Source organism: Bradyrhizobium sp. F1.4.3, assembly GCF_040548375.1.
Classification (GTDB): Bacteria; Pseudomonadota; Alphaproteobacteria; order Rhizobiales; family Xanthobacteraceae; genus Bradyrhizobium.
In genome coordinates this window covers 67,535-82,394 of the sequence record NZ_JBEPRN010000018.1, presented here as the reverse complement: position 1 = coordinate 82,394, position 14,860 = coordinate 67,535, and the positions used below count along the sequence as shown (strand labels likewise).

General features: G+C 65.1%; 15 protein-coding genes. 4 read left to right on the top strand and 11 right to left on the bottom strand.

Translation table 11 applies throughout. The features are described from left to right. Positions 1–729 carry a phosphonate metabolism transcriptional regulator PhnF gene (gene phnF, locus ABIB73_RS31425; protein WP_354230456.1) on the top strand — a complete coding sequence of 243 codons (729 nt, stop codon included), beginning with the start codon at positions 1–3 and terminating at the stop codon, positions 727–729. 99 nt (positions 730–828) lie between these two features. Here the strand turns inward: phnF and phnE (ABIB73_RS31420) are convergent, their stop codons facing one another. From phnE (ABIB73_RS31420) to phnC, 4 genes are all read right to left on the bottom strand, one after another. After that, positions 829–1,677: a phosphonate ABC transporter, permease protein PhnE gene (gene phnE, locus ABIB73_RS31420; protein WP_354230454.1), complete on the bottom strand. Its 849-nt coding sequence runs from the start codon at positions 1,675–1,677 to the stop codon at positions 829–831. Next, entirely contained in the window at positions 1,674–2,558 is an 885-nt protein-coding gene (gene phnE, locus ABIB73_RS31415; RefSeq protein ID WP_354230452.1) for a phosphonate ABC transporter, permease protein PhnE, read from the bottom strand. Before phnE (ABIB73_RS31415) ends, phnE (ABIB73_RS31420) begins: the two co-directional genes overlap by 4 nt. Positions 2,559–2,629: 71 nt before the next feature. After that, positions 2,630–3,559, bottom strand: coding sequence for a phosphonate ABC transporter substrate-binding protein (gene phnD, locus ABIB73_RS31410; protein WP_354230450.1), 930 nt, complete (start codon positions 3,557–3,559; stop codon positions 2,630–2,632). A gap of 64 nt (positions 3,560–3,623) precedes the next feature. After that, positions 3,624–4,433, bottom strand: a complete 810-nt coding sequence (gene phnC, locus ABIB73_RS31405; protein ID WP_354230446.1) for a phosphonate ABC transporter ATP-binding protein — start codon at positions 4,431–4,433, stop codon at positions 3,624–3,626. Positions 4,434–4,606: 173 nt separating this feature from the next. On the opposite strand from phnC, the gene ABIB73_RS31400 reads away from it, so the two are divergent. From ABIB73_RS31400 to ABIB73_RS31390, 3 genes are read left to right on the top strand one after another with little or no spacing between them, the layout of a single operon-like run. Further along, complete coding sequence (locus tag ABIB73_RS31400) at positions 4,607–5,266, top strand: LbetaH domain-containing protein (RefSeq protein ID WP_354230444.1); 660 nt, start codon at positions 4,607–4,609, stop codon at positions 5,264–5,266. Further along, positions 5,263–6,438, top strand: coding sequence for an alpha-D-ribose 1-methylphosphonate 5-triphosphate diphosphatase (locus ABIB73_RS31395; RefSeq protein ID WP_354230442.1), 1,176 nt, complete (start codon positions 5,263–5,265; stop codon positions 6,436–6,438). The genes ABIB73_RS31400 and ABIB73_RS31395 overlap by 4 nt, the downstream gene beginning before the upstream one ends. An 18-nt stretch (positions 6,439–6,456) precedes the next feature. Beyond that, entirely contained in the window at positions 6,457–7,155 is a 699-nt protein-coding gene (locus tag ABIB73_RS31390) for a DUF1045 domain-containing protein (protein ID WP_354230441.1), read from the top strand. A 3-nt stretch (positions 7,156–7,158) separates the two neighbouring features. Here the strand turns inward: ABIB73_RS31390 and ABIB73_RS31385 are convergent, their stop codons facing one another. From ABIB73_RS31385 to ABIB73_RS31355, 7 genes are all read right to left on the bottom strand, one after another. Continuing rightward, positions 7,159–7,752: a hypothetical protein gene (locus ABIB73_RS31385; RefSeq protein ID WP_354230439.1), complete on the bottom strand. Its 594-nt coding sequence runs from the start codon at positions 7,750–7,752 to the stop codon at positions 7,159–7,161. Between the two features lie 83 nt (positions 7,753–7,835). Beyond that, positions 7,836–9,236, bottom strand: a complete 1,401-nt coding sequence (locus ABIB73_RS31380; protein ID WP_354230437.1) for a selenium-binding protein SBP56-related protein — start codon at positions 9,234–9,236, stop codon at positions 7,836–7,838. Between the two features lie 361 nt (positions 9,237–9,597). Beyond that, positions 9,598–10,539 carry a dihydrodipicolinate synthase family protein gene (locus tag ABIB73_RS31375; protein WP_354230435.1) on the bottom strand — a complete coding sequence of 314 codons (942 nt, stop codon included), beginning with the start codon at positions 10,537–10,539 and terminating at the stop codon, positions 9,598–9,600. A gap of 125 nt (positions 10,540–10,664) precedes the next feature. Next, positions 10,665–12,746, bottom strand: coding sequence for a methyl-accepting chemotaxis protein (locus ABIB73_RS31370; RefSeq protein WP_354230433.1), 2,082 nt, complete (start codon positions 12,744–12,746; stop codon positions 10,665–10,667). Positions 12,747–12,870: 124 nt separating this feature from the next. Then, positions 12,871–13,641, bottom strand: a complete 771-nt coding sequence (locus tag ABIB73_RS31365) for an enoyl-CoA hydratase (protein WP_354230431.1) — start codon at positions 13,639–13,641, stop codon at positions 12,871–12,873. A 12-nt stretch (positions 13,642–13,653) separates the two neighbouring features. Then, a complete protein-coding gene (locus ABIB73_RS31360; protein WP_354230429.1) occupies positions 13,654–14,115 on the bottom strand; it encodes a MarR family winged helix-turn-helix transcriptional regulator in 462 nt (153 codons plus the stop codon). A gap of 44 nt (positions 14,116–14,159) precedes the next feature. Continuing rightward, entirely contained in the window at positions 14,160–14,768 is a 609-nt protein-coding gene (locus ABIB73_RS31355) for a TetR/AcrR family transcriptional regulator (protein ID WP_354230428.1), read from the bottom strand. Positions 14,769–14,860: the final 92 nt, after the last annotated feature.

Here is a 14,860-nt window from a genome sequence, read left to right as displayed (position 1 = left end):
ATGAGCATGCAGGACACCGCCTCCTCCGGCGTCGCGCTGTGGCGTCTCGTTGCCGACGGCATCGAGCGCGGCATTGCCGACGGCCGCTTTGCCGCGGGCGACAAGTTGCCGGGCGAGATGGAGATCGCCGAAACTTATCGCGTGAACCGCCACACCGTACGGCGCGCGCTGGCCGCGCTTGCGGAACGCGGCCTTGTGCGCGCCGAGCGCGGCAGCGGAACCTATGTCGAGGCGCAACGCCTCGCTTATCCCTTGCGCTCGCGTACCCGCTTCTCCGAGATCGTCGGCGCCGGCGGCCGCGAGCCGCGCGGCCAGCTGATCGAGGCCTCCGAGGACGTCGCGACCCGCGAGCTCGCGCGGGAGCTCGGCCTCCAGGCCGGCGCACCGCTGGTCCGGATCGAGGCTATACGCCTCGCCGATCGCACGCCGATCTGCGTCTCCACCACCTGGCTGTCGGCGGAGCTTTTTCCGAATGCCGGCGTTGTATTCGCCGCGACGCGCTCAATGACAAAATTGCTTGAGCATTACGGCGTCCGCGACTATCGCCGCGGCGCGACCCGGATCACGGCCGGCATCGTCGATGCGACCGACGCCGCGCGGCTCGACCTCCCGCTGGGACGGCCGATCCTGGTGGTCGATGCCACCGACCTCGATCTCGCGGGCAAGCCACTGGTGACCAAGCACTCGCGCTTCGCCGCGGAGCGGGTGGAGTTTCTGGTGGAGTCGTAGGGTGGGCAAAGGCGCGCTTGCGCCGTGCCCACCATCTGTCCTGAATGCCAAAGAAAGCGGTGGGCACGCTTCGCTTTGCCCACCCTACGGCAGTTGCGATTACGCCACCGCGCGCCGGCCGATGATCGCGAAGCGGAGTTTGCCCGAGACGAAATCAATCGCGGCGACCGCGACAAGAATCATCAGGATCAGGAACGAAACCTTCTGCCATTCCAGCACGCGGATCTGCTCGGCGAGCTGGAGACCGATGCCACCAGCGCCGACGATGCCGATGATGGTGGCCGAGCGCGTGTTCGATTCGATGAAATAGAGCACCTGACCGGCGATCACGGGCAGCACCTGCGGCAGCAGGCCGAAGCGGATTTCATGCACTGCGCTGCCGCCGGAGGCGCGGATGCCCTCGACCTGCTTCTGGTCGGCGCCCTCGATCGCCTCCGAGAACAGCTTGCCGAAGGCGCCGAAATCCGACACCGCGATGGCGAGCACGCCGGCGAACGGGCCGAGCCCGACCACATTGATCCACACCAGCGCCCAGATCAGCGTGTCGACGCCGCGGATCGAATCGAGGAAACGCCGGACCGGGAAGCGCAGGATCTTTGACGGCACGACGTTGCGCGCGGCCAGCAGGCTGACCGGGAGCGCAAACAGCGCGGCCAGCGTGGTGCCGAGCAGCGCGATCGACAGCGTCTCGCCCATCGCCTTCAGATAAAGCGGCAGCGACGAGCCGGGATCGGGCGGGATCATCATCATGCTGATCCAGCCGAGCTGGCTGAGGCCGTTGAAGAGCCGTGACGGCGAGAAATCGAGGTCGACCAGGCCATAGATAAAAATGGCAAGCGCTGCGACGATCATTGCCGGAGTTGCGAGCCGCGCCGCGGCCGGCCGCTCGAACACATCGGGATAGCGCGCGCGGATCTCCGCGGTATCGACTTCGGGCGGCTTGCTCACGTCCGCGCCTCCTTGCCGAACAATCGGCCGCGCACCCAGCCGGTCGTGATGTCGATCAGGAAGACCGTGATGATGATGGTCACGAGAATGGCGCTGACATCGGAATAGTAGAACTTGCGGATCGCAACGATGAGCTCCTGTCCGATGCCGCCGGCACCGACGAAGCCCATCACCGAGGCCTCGCGCACATTGATCTCGAACCGCAACAGCGCGTAGCTGGCATAGCCTGCCGAGACCTGGGGCAGGATCGCAAAGCGCATGCAGGATAGCCAGCTCGCGCCAGTCGAGCGGATGCCTTCGACCGGCTTCATGTCGGCATTTTCGACGATCTCGGAGAACTGCTTTCCGAGCGCGCCGGTAGAGTGGATCGCGATCGCGAGCACGCCAGCCATCGGCCCGAGACCGAAGGCGATCACGAAGATCAGCGCGAAGACGATGCCGGGCACCGTGCGGGCGAATTCGAGCAGTCGCCGCACCACGAAGCGCAGCCAGTGTGCCGGCGACGTGTTCTCAGCCGCGAAGAAATTGAGCGCGAACGCGAAGACCGCTCCAATCAGCGTGCCGACATAGCTGATCAGCAGCGTCTCGCCGAGCAGCTTCAGCCATTTGTGCCAGCCCCAGAACCATTCGCCGACATCGGTCCAGACACGCTGGCCGTTGTCGAGCGTGAGAATGCGGTCGAAATAGCTGACGAAATTGCCGAAATAAGTGAAGAAGGTGCGCAGGTTAACCTCGGCGCCGATCGAGGCCACGATCAGTGCAGCGACGAACAGCCCGGCACCTGCCGCAAGCCGCAGGCGCTTGCGCGCAACCGCCTTGCGGTAGGCCGCATTCAGCACGGCGAGCTGCGGCTCGGGGAGAATCGAAACGGCGAGCGTCATGTGTTCGACGGTCCATCAAGAAAAAGAGCCGGGTCCATCGACCCGGCTCGAGTAGCATCGTCCTGACGAGATCAGGACGCCTTCTTGCGCAGATTGTCGACGAACTTGATCAGCTCGATCGTCTTGTTGTAATCGTCATTGGCGATCGGCTCCCACGGCTTGTTCTTACCGTCGGAGAGCTTCTTGAACGCCTCGGGATCCTTCTGCGCCGCCTCAAGGAAGGCCTTCTTGATCGCGGCCTTCATGTCGTCCGGCAGGTCGCTGAGATAGGCGTAGGGCGAGTTGATGATGAGGTCGGACTTCACGATGATGCGGAAGTCTTCCTTCTTCATCACGGTGCCGTCGGCCGACTTCACCATGCCCTTGTTGAGCATGCGGGTCAGGTTGGAATCGTCGTCGGCGTTCCACCAGTTGGCGGCGACGTCGACCGTGCCCTGGGCCAGGGCCAGCACGGCGTTCTCGTGGCTGCCGGTGAAAATGACCTTGGAGAAATAGGCGTCGGGATCGATGCCCATCGCGTTCAGCTTGAAACGGGGCATGTTGTTGCCAGAAGTAGAATTCGGATCAACAAGCCCGAGATTCTTGCCCTTGAGCTCCTCGACCTTCTGGTACGGCGACTTGGCCAGCACGTAGAACACCGAGTAATAGCCCTTCGAGCCGTCGGCGTTGACGTCGATCACGAAGGCGTCGGTCTTGACGCCGGTCAGGCGGGCGCGCGCGAACGAGGCCGGGCCGTAATAGCCGATATGGATGTTGCCGGCGCGCTGGCCTTCGATGACGGCCGCGTAGTCGTTGGCGACACGCAGGGTCACCTTGATGCCGAGTTCCTTCGACAGATAGTTGACGAAGGGCCCGTAGCGCTCGGTGACGCCGGAGCCGTTCTCGGCCGGGATCACGGCGAAGGTGATCTCCGGATATTTTGTCTTCCAGTCTTCGGCGGAAGCGGATCCGGCAAAGGCGAGCGCGGCAGTGCCGGCAAGGATTAATCTGCGAGTGATCATGATACCCTCTTCATCGGTTGGGATCGGTTGACGCAAAAACTGGCAACTACAGAAGCGCCGCCTGTCAGGCGGCCGCGGCGGTTCCGAGCGCCGGGACGCCCTCGGGCGCCGGCGCAGGCGTGCCGCCCATGACGTCGGCGGCTTCGAGGTCGTAGAGCTCACGCGCGACGAGGTCGGTCAGCGCAGACGGCGCGCCGTCGAACACCACGCGACCCTGCGCCATGCCGATCAGGCGGTCGCAATAGCTGCGCGCCAGATCGAGCGAATGCAGATTGCAGATCACGGTGATGCCAAAATGCTTGTTGATGCGCAGCAGCGCATCCATGACGATCTTGGTATTGCGCGGGTCGAGCGAGGCGATCGGCTCGTCGGCGAGGATGATGTCGGGCTGCTGGACCAGGGCACGGGCGATCGCAACACGCTGCTGCTGGCCGCCGGACAATTGGTCGGCGCGCTGGGCTGCGAGCGAAGCGATATCGAACTGTTCGAGCGCCGACATCGCCAGCGCCTTGTCCTGCTCGGGCCAGGTCTGCGACAGCGAGCGCCAGGCCGGCATCTTTGCAAGGCGCCCCATCAGCACATTGGTCAGCACGTCGAGCCGGCCGACCAGGTTGAACTGCTGAAAGATCATCGCTGACCGCGCCCGCCATTGCCGCAGCTCCTTGCCGCGCAGCGCAGTGACGTCCATGCCGTCGAACAGGATGCGGCCCTGCGTCGGCGTCGCGAGGCGGTTGATGGTCCGCAGCAAGGTCGACTTGCCGGCGCCGGAGCGCCCGATCACACCGACGAAGCCGCCGGGGGCAATTTGAAACGAAGCGTCGTCCACCGCGGCTTTTGCGCCGAAGCGGCACGTCAGACCTTCCACCACCAGCATGCAGGACTCCAGAGTAGCTGGGACCACCGCTAACGCCGGCGCTTGACACTTGTGTGACACCCGCGCTGCGGTGCGGCGTTGCTACACACCTCATCCACTGTCATCGCGCCGTCATGACGTTGTCATCAAGCCGCTCGAAGAGAACCGCCTGCCTCGGACTTTTCGGATACACCATGGCCGCCAAAGCGCTCTCGGTCCAACCGACCATCGATCCTTCAGCAAAACTGCACGAGACCCGGCTTGGTGCCTATACCGAGGTCGGCGCGCGCACGATCCTCAACGAAGTCACGATGGGTGATTACTCCTACGTCGTGAACGACGCGCAGATCACCTACACCACCATCGGAAAATTCTGCTCGATCGCGGCGATGACGCGCATCAATCCCGGCAATCATCCGATGCACCGCGCGACACAGGCGCATTTCACCTACCGTTCGAGTGCCTACTTCCCGGGCGAGAGCGACGACACCGAATTCTTCGACTGGCGACGCCAGCATCACGTCCATATCGGCCATGACGTCTGGATCGGTCATGGCGCGATCGTGCTGCCGGGCCGCAACATCGGTACCGGCGCGGTGATCGCGGCCGGCGCCATCGTTACCAAGGACGTGCCGGCCTACACCATCGTCGCCGGCAATCCGGCGCGCATCGTCCGCCGCCGCTTCTCGGAAGACGTCGCCGGGCGGCTCGCCAGGCTGGCCTGGTGGGACTGGGATCACGACAAATTGCGTGCAGCACTGCCCGATTTTCGCAAGCTCGCGATTGAAGATTTCCTGACGACATACGAAGCAGGGGCACATTCCTCTGCCAGCAAACGAAGCGCGGTCGCGTGACAGACATTCTCCTTGAAGGTGGCCGGGCCCTGATCGGCTCCGAGCTCGTCGAAACTTCACTTGGCGTGTCCGGAACGGATATCGCGCAGGTCGATGCGTCCCGCGGCCGTGCACGGCTGGCGATCGACGCGCGCAATCTGTTGGTGCTACCGGGCATCGTCGACATCCATGGCGACGCCTTCGAGCGGCAGATGATGCCGCGGCCCGGCGTCGGCTTCCCGATCGACGTCGCGCTCGTCGATAGCGACCGCCAGGCGATCGCTAACGGCATCACCACCGTGTTCCATGCCACCACTTGGTCGTGGGAGCCGGGCCTGCGCAGCGCCGAGAATGCCCGTGCACTGCTCACGGCGATCGAGGCAATGCGGCCCCAATTTGTGGCCGACACCCGCTTCCATCTGCGCCACGAGACCCATAATCTCGACGCCGAGGCGGAGATCTTCGGATGGCTCGCCGAAGGCCGCATCGATCTGTTCGCCTTCAACGACCACAGCAACGTGAAACCCAGCAAGCGTGCCCAATCGGCCGAACGCGCCGGACTCTCGACCGAAGCCTTCAACGACCTGCTCGACCGGGTCCTGGCCCGCCGCCCCGAGGTGCCGGCCGCGAACGCGCGGCTGGCCGCCGCAGCGCGCGCTGCAAATGTCCGCATGCTCTCGCATGACGACGCGAGCCCTGCGATGCGCCGGGATTTTCGCGAGCAGGGCGTCTCGATTGCCGAATTCCCAATCAACGAGGAGACGGCACGATCGGCGGCCGCGGGCGGCGACTTCATCGTGTTTGGCGCGCCAAATGTCGTGCGCGGCGGCAGCCACACCGGCTGGACCAGAGCGTCCGACATGATCGCCAAGGGCCTCTGCTCGGTGCTGGCATCCGACTATTACTATCCCGCGCCGCTGCTTGCCGCGTTCCGGCTCGCCGCCGACGGCGTGCTGCCGCTGACGGAGGCCTGGAAGCTGGTCTCGGCCGCACCGGCGCAAGCCACCGGCCTGATCGATCGCGGCGCGCTCGCTGAGGGGCGCCGCGCCGACATCCTGCTGATCGACGGCAGCGCGCCGCGGCGTCCGCGGCTGGTCGCGGTGATCGCAGCGGGAAAGCTGGTGCACCTGACCGATGCGACGCGGCTGCTCAGCGCGGCGGCGACGCCGCGCGAGGCTGTCGTTGCGGCTTAAACCGGTTATGCTCGGGCAATGACAGGTTTCCCCCGCTACGCGATTTATTTCGTCGCCGACGCTGCCAGCACGCTGTCCCGCTTCGGCGCCGAGCTGCTCGGCTATGCGGCCCACACCGGCCGCGAGGTGCCGTTCCCGGGCGAGGCGCTGCGGACGGCGCCAGACTGGCGCGACGTCAGCGCCGATCCCCGCAAATACGGCTTTCACGCCACGCTGAAGGCGCCGATGGCGCTAGCGCCCGGCAGGACCGAAGCCGAACTCGCCACAGCCTGCGCGACATTCGCCGGCAGGGCGCGGCCGATTCCACTGATCCATCCGGTCGTCGATTCCATCAGTGGCTTCATTGCCGTCATTCCGGCCGAGCCGGTTGGCGAGCTCCAGCAACTCGCCGCCGATTGCACCCGCGATTTCGATGAATTTCGCGCCGCCCTGAGCACCGAGGACCGCGCGCGGCGCAAGCCCGAGAAGCTCGGCGAACGACAGCGCGACTATCTCGATCGCTGGGGCTATCCGTACGTGATGGAAGAGTTTCGCTTCCACATGACGCTCACCGGCCGGCTGGATGCGGAGCGGCGCGGGCCGATTCTGGAGATGCTGCGGGCGAGGTTTGCCGCTCTCGATCTCAACACGCTCGCGATCGATCGCATCGCTCTGTTCAAGCAGGATGATGCCAAGGCGAGATGCCGCATCATCGGCGAGTGGGCTTTGACGCGGTAGACTTCAGCGCCAGCTCGCAAGACTAAACGCGAGTCCCACGGCGCCGACCAGGATCAGGCTGGTCGCCCAGATTGCATCCAGATTGAACCAGCTTCGCGAGACGAACCTCAATCCCAGATAGCGATAGACCAGCCACGCCAGACATCCGCCAGCGCTAACCATGGCCGCAACGTGCACCAAAGACACCAGCACCGCCATTCCGAGACTTGCCTTCATGAGCGCGCCCGCCGCTTCATGACCGGCATCGAGCTCGAAGGCCTGACAGAGCCCGAGATAGATCGGCACGAGCATCAAGGTGGCGCCGTGGGCAATGGCGATGGCAAATGACCAGAGCGCCAATTGGGTTGGCGGGATTCGTGCCAGCGCGCGCGGATGGCGCCGCTCGATCAGCCGGTAGACGCCGAAACCGATGACGAGAAGGCTCGCGCCGAGCTGGATCGAACGCTGCCATTCGGCCAGCACGAGCAGGAACGCGAATGGCAGCAGCACGAGAAGTGTTGCCAGGAGATGTCCGGCCGCCAGAGCCCACAATGCACGGAAGAGCGCGCGCGGGCTCTTGTCCATGAGCCCTGCCGAAACGGCGAGCGGCCATCCCATTCCCGGATTGACTCCGTGATAGAGACCGCTCGCGACCAGAGCGAGCCACAGCCAGCCGAGCGCCGGGCTCGCGTGCCCCCAATCTAGGCCGACGGGTAGCAAAAGGAGTCCGTCGAACAGTCGCCGCCCTCCAGCCTGATCTGGTGTGCACGATATCCGTCGGCGAAGCTCACGAAGTAGTCCTTGTCGAGCTCGAGGCCGCCGTTGCGACCGACATTGGCCATGACTTCCACACCCGGAACCCCGTCGGGATAGAACTGGTCATCCCAGGTGGAATAGAGCGAATTGGTCCAGTACACGCGCCTGCCATCGCGGCTGATCTCGACCATCTGCGGACCGGCCGCAAATGCCTTGCCGTTCGGATGGGGGGTGCGGCGCGCGATGCCGCCGATGTGAACCGAGCCCACAAGCTTCGGCTTTCGCGGATCACTCACATCGTACTGGCGCATTTCGCCCGTGCCCCAGCACGAGACATAGAGAAACCGGTCATCCATCGACAGATCGATGTCGGTCACCAGCGGCGGCACGGCGCCAAAGCCCTGGAGCAGCGGCGGGAGCTTCTCCTTTGGCGCGGACTCGGGCGGGATCGTCGCCGTCTTCTCCGCATGGAATTTTCCGCCTTCGCGCCACCAGGTCCAGATCGATGCTTCGAGATTGGTGGTGTCGACCACAACGCCTACGAAGCCGTATTCGCGAACCGGATCGTGCGCGGGCCGCACCTCCAGCGCCATCTGATGATTGGCGCCGAGATCGATAGTCTGCACGTTGCGACGGGCGCGGAGGTCCCAGAAGTGGAGACGATGACCATATTTATTCGACAGCAGATCCTCCGGGACGATCCCGTTCTCAAATTGCGGCGGCAACGCCCATTCGCTCGTCACCATGTAGTCGCGCGGCAGGTTCCACCAGAAATCATAGTGCAGCGTCTGCGGACCGCGGTCGATCTCCCATCGTCCAAGGACCTCGAACGTCTCGCAATCCATGATGAATACGCCTGGAGGCCCGTTGGTGCCGTCGTTGCCGCCGCCTCCTAGCGTGCTCACGTAAACGCCGTCCGGCCCGCAATGGATCGTGTGCGGCCGCGAGTAGCCGGTCTTTTTGAAGACTTCCTCGGGCTCGATGATCTTGTGGATTTTGGCTTTGGTCGGATCGGGCTTGGTATCGATGATATAGATGCGCGACGAGCGCAGCCCGGGGATGATGAGATAGCGGCGCTCGATGAAGGCATGTCCGGCGAGTGGCGATAAGGCGGAGGAGCACGCATTCCAGCCGAAGTGGTGAAACTCATCGCCCTTGTTTGGCATCGTCACGGTGTGAACGATTTGGCTGTAAGTCGGCGATCCCGGCTTGACGTCGATGACCGCGAGAGCATCCGGCTCTGAGAAATCCGGACTGAGCAGCAACGTGTAGGCAAAGTTCTCTGCAGGTGCTTCCATCGCAAGCTTGGGCGATGCGTGAAAGGTGGGATCCGGCCTCATCGTCATGGCACTGCCTCCCTGTTTCGTCGGCTCGCTCCAACCTGGCTCGGGATAACGGCATAATGAAGAGCTGTTACGCGATGTCTTGAGATGCTCCGCGGGCCTGGTTGGCGAGCGTACAATATGTCATCGCGGGGCTGCGGGAAACCGGCCGAACCGCGCTAATTCGACGCCTTCCAAATAGAAGCCGGCGGGATCAGGCCAAGGCGCGCACCTCACATTCGGCGTCGCCCCCGCCACGGCGGGGACCCATAACCCCAGGGAGGGATTATGGAGCGGGCTGATAACTCTGAGTCTTCGTCAAACCACGCCCTGTGGTTATGGGTCCCGGCCTTCGCCGGGACGACGGCGGAGCGAGCGGCGCCCGCTACTTCCCCCACCGCAACGCCAGCGCGTCGCGTTCCTTCGCGAGCTCCAGCAGCCCTGCCCGCGTTGCTGGATGCAGCGGCTGCAGCGGATGGCGCACGGTGTCCGATTTGATCACGCCGCCGGCCTGCATCATGACCTTGCAGGCGATCAGGCCGCATTGGCGGTTCTCGTAGTTGATCAGCGGCAGCCAGCGTTCGTAGGCGGCCTTGGCCTCCTCGCGCTTGCCCGCGAAATAGGGATCGATGATCTGGCGGATGCCGTCGGGATAGCCGCCGCCGGTCATCGCGCCGGTGGCGCCGGCATCGAGATCGGCGAGCAGCGTGATCGCCTCCTCACCGTCCCACGGGCCTTCGATGTCGCTGCCACCCGCCTCGATCAGGCTCCGGAGTTTTGAAGCTGCCCCCGGCACTTCGATCTTGAAATAGCGGATGTTGGAGAATTCGCGCGACAGCCGTGCGAGCAACTCGACCGACAACGGCGTGCCGGCGACCGGCGCATCCTGGATCATGATGGGGATGTTGATCGCGCCTGACAGCACGCGGAAGAATTCGACGACGCCCTTCTCGGGCACCCGGAAGGTCGCGCCGTGATAGGGCGGCATGACCATCACCATGGCGGCGCCCGCAGCTTCAGCCTGCTGGCTGCGCGCCGCGCAGACGGCCGAGCTGAAATGCGTGGTGGTGACGATCACGGGTACGCGCCCCGCGACATGCTCCAGCACCGCATGCATCACGGTCTCGCGCTCGGCATCGGTGAGCACGAACTGCTCGGAAAAATTGGCGAGAATGCAGAGGCCGTGCGAGCCGGCATCGATCATGAAATCGACGCAGCGGCGCTGGCCGTCAAGGTCGAGCTCGCCGCGCGCGTCGAAGATGGTGGGCACGACCGGGAACACGCCGCGATAGGGGCGCTGGGCCTTGTTGTGTGGCGTGACCGGCATCGAACTCTCCATCCCTGATGTTCTCTTACGTCTGTCGCCGCGCTCGCGCGGCGTCACAGATGTACTCGGCGAGCGGAGCGGCGGCAATGCCGATCCGCGTGCCGTTGGAACAGGGGATGTGGGAGTTACGCGGACTTCACCGCGCCGAGGAAGCCCTCGACCGCGACACGGAGACGATCGGCGTCAGCCGACATCTTCTTGACCGAGTCGGACAGCACAGTACCGGCATTGCCCGTCTCCTGATTGAGCTTGGCGACGCTGCCGATGGTGTCGGTGACCTCGCGGGTGCCTTGCGCGGCCTGCTGGAAGTTGCGCGAGATCTCGGTGGTGGCCGCCCGCTGCTCCTCGACGGCCGCCGCAATCGCGGTCATCTTCTCGTCGATGCCGCTGATCGAACCGCCGATCGAGCGGATCGCGGCAACGGCCTGGCCCGTAGCGCCCTGGATCTCGGCGACCTGCCGGGAGATTTCTTCGGTCGCTGTTGCCGTCTGCGCCGCGAGGCTCTTGACCTCGCCGGCCACGACCGCAAAGCCGCGGCCCGCCTCGCCGGCACGGGCAGCCTCGATGGTCGCGTTCAGCGCCAGCAGGTTGGTCTGGCCGGCGATCGCATTGATCATCTTCACGACCTCGCCGATCCGGCTCGCGGTCTGGTCGAGGATCTCCACCGTCGCGTTGGTCCGCTCGGCCTGCGAAACAGCTTCGCGTGCCTCGCGTGCGCTGGACTGCACCTGCGCGGAGATTTCGCCGACGGAGGCCGAGAGTTCCTCGGTCGCGGCCGCGATGGTCTCGAGATTGTTGGTGGCCTGTTCGGCCGCGGAGGAGACCGCCGCGGTCTGGCTGGTCGACTCTGAGACCAGCGAGCGCACGTCGGTCGCCGTTGCATCGAGTTCCTTTGCCGACGCGGCAACGCTGTGAATGACGGCCTGCACGGTGGCGTCAAAGCTGCGGCACGCGTCATCCACGGTTCCGGAGCGTGCGAGCTGGAGCGCCTGCTGCGATTCGCGTTCCTGGCCCAGACGTTCGGCGGTCGCAGCGCTCTCGCGCAGGCTTTCGAGCGCGGCAGCCATGGTGCCGAACTCGTCGGGATACCGCGATTGCGGAACCGGCGTCGCATAGTCGCGGGCGCTGATCCGCACGATGGCGTCCAGGATTGCGCGCACCGGACGCATCAGGCGATTGCGTATCACGTAGACGCCGGCCAGGGTCACAGCGAGCGCCAGCAGGAAGGCGAGCGACTGGATCATGAGGTTGGTGAGCGCCTTCGCCTGCACAGTCTCGGCGCGCGCGATCGACTGGTCGAGCGCCTTGGTTGCGACCGCGACGATGAGCGGGAACGGCGACTGGCACAACGTGTTCCATTCCGAGGCGGCAAGCGCGGGTTTGCCGCTGCCATCGAAATTCTTGGTGAGCTCCCCGATCTGCTTCAGCACGCCGTCGGTCTTGGCCCGCGCCTCCTTCGCTGCGGTGACCAGGTCCGCAGTCACGTCGGGCGCTGCCAGCAATTCGTCCATGCCGGTCCAACCGGAGGCGATGGTGCCGTCCCATTGCGCCAGTGACCGCTTCTGGGTCTCGTCGAGCGGGTTGCTGCTGTTGACGTTCGAGCGCAGCACCGAACAATGGATGCCATAACGGTCGCGCACCTGCCAGGCGAGGCGGCGGACCTGGATCATGCGGGCGATGAAGGGATCGTTCATCCAGGCGCGGTTCGACACCGCGGTGGAGGCGAGGTTGGCCGTTTCGATCACCTTGGTGACGGCATCGTACCAGGAGTTGGTCCGCTCGATCTTGCGCTCGGCGCGCGGGCGCTTGGCCTCGTCGTAGAACAACTGGAATTGCGGTGCCGCGTCGCCCCAGCGCTGCTTCAGCGTGCCTGCGAGTTCGTCGCGGCGGGCAAACTCGACCGTGGTCAGCGCCGCACCGATGGCGTCGTAGCCGCCCTGCTCGGCCTTCTCCGCTTCGCCAAGTTTCGTGCGCGGATCATCCTCGCCGAGCAGCGCGCTCTGGGCATCACCGCGATTGTTGCGCAGCGACAGCACGCCCTGGAAGATCGCCTTGTCGGCGGCTGCAAGGCGCGCCGTCTCGAGGCTGTCGCTGTAGCGGCCGAAGGCCCCCACCATCTGGATCGCCGTAGAGGCCAGCGCACCGGCCGCCAGCAGGGCCATCAACGTCAGGAGAAGCGAACTTACCGATTTCTTAAACATGGTCATGGGTCACGAGGCCTACACTTCACGAGAGGCCACCTTGCATCGCGACATGCCAATGTTCGGTTAAGGTTTTAATCGAATTGCCGAGAGTTCCCGATTTATCAATCCTTCAAGCAGGTTACGGACGTCACGCGACCCTGGTGAAATCCGGCGGACGGCGCTCGGCGAAGGCGGTGAACGCCTCGCGCGCCTCGGCGGTACGCAGGCGTTGCGCGAACTGCTCGCCTTCGGCCTGCATCTGCGCGACCAGCGCCTCGCCGTTGCGCATCAGCCGCTTGGTCGCGGTGAGCGCGCCGGCCGGCTGGCGGGCGAGACGCTGCGCGAGCGCCAGGGCTTCGGTATCGAGTTTCTCCAGCGGAACGACTCTGTTGGCCAGGCCCCATTCCAGCGCGGCCTTGGCCGGCACCGTCTCGCCGAGCGCGAACATCTCATAGGCGCGGGCATAGCCGATGCGCGCCGGCATCAGCAGGCTGGAAGCGGCCTCCGGCACCAGCGCGAGGCTGACGAAGGGCGTCGACAATTGCGCATTGTCGGCGAGCACGACGAGATCGCAATGCAGGAGCATGGTGGTGCCGACGCCGACGGCGCGGCCTTGCACGGCGGCAACCAGCGGGCGTGTGCAGCGCGCCAGCGACTGGATAAAGCGGACGACGTTGCGGCTACCTTCGGACTTGCCCGCTGCGACCGCGGCGAATTCGCCGACGTCGTTGCCGGCGGTGAACATGTCGCCCTCGCCGCGGATCAGGATCACGCGGGCGGACGGATCGGACTCGGCGGATTCGATGGTGTCGGCGAGCTTGCCGTACATCGCATCCGTCAACGCGTTCTTCTTGTCGGGACGCGCCAGCGTGACGGTGAGAATTCCGTTGGTGTTCTCGATCCGGACGTGCTCGGTCATTGGTCTCTCCTCTTATTCCTCGGGATCTCGTAAGGGGTCTCTTGGAAACTTGTCCTGAATGCTCGTCAGCCAGCGCGCCACGATGTCGATCTCCGCGCTGGTAAATCCTTCTGTTAGTGCCGCATTCACTTCGGCAGCCGCCGCCCTCGCTTGCGCGAGTGCAGTGCGGCCCTTCGGCGTCAGCCAGACGCGCCAGGCACGGCCGTCGTCGCGATCGGCGCGCCGTTCGACCAGCTTTGCGGCTGCCGTTCGGTCGACGAGGCCGGAGATGCCGGCCGGCCCGAGATCGAGCGCCGCCCCCGCCTCGCCCATCAGGACGCCGTCCTGCCTGCCGAGGATGAACAACAGCCCCGCCCGCGCCGGCGTCACCTCACTCTCGGGCTGCGCCGCCATCCAGCGCTGCAACCGCCGCTGCGCAACGCTCAGCAGGTAGATCAGCCGGTGATGCCTCACCGCAGTCGTACTATTTCGCATGCGAAATAGATAGCCGAGGCAGCGAGGTTTGTCAAAGCCGGTCGCTAGGCCGATGCGACGCGACAGCCGTCCAGGAACAAGGCGGCGCAGGTTCGCACGCGCCGCTCGATATCCTTGCGCGACGGCAAAGGCATGCCACCATAGATCGCCGCGCGCTGCGGCGCCGAGGCGACCATGCCGATCAGCATGCCGGCCACCTCATCGACGTCGTCGAGCGCGATCAGCTTCTGCTTGACCTGGACGCGGAGCCAGCGTGCCAGCGCGGTGGCGGTGCGGGAAATGCCGTTCTTGTAGAAGTTCGCGGCGAGCTCGGGGAACGCGGCCGATTCCTGCAGCACCATGCGCTGCAACGCCACGACCTCCGGATCGAGCGCGAGATCGGCGCAGGCAAGCAGCGCGGCGCGCAGGCCGGTTTCGATATCGACCGCGTCGGTCGCCTGGAGATTGACGGCGGAGAGCAGCCGCTCGAGCCGGTCCGCGCACATCGCCTCGAACAGCGCAGCCTTGCCTGGAAACAGCCGATAGAGCGTCTTGGTCGAGATGCCGGCGCGGCGCGCCAGCTCTTCGGTGCTGGTCGCCGCATAGCCGTCGACCGCGAAGGCATGCCGTGCGGCGTCGAAGACGATCCGTTTGGTCTCCTCGTCGCTGCGCACTGGCGGCCGCCCGCGCGGACGGCACTCGCTTGGGGATTTTGCCTGAGCCATGTTTTTACATGATGCCTGTCATTCCATTGACAGTCCGAAAG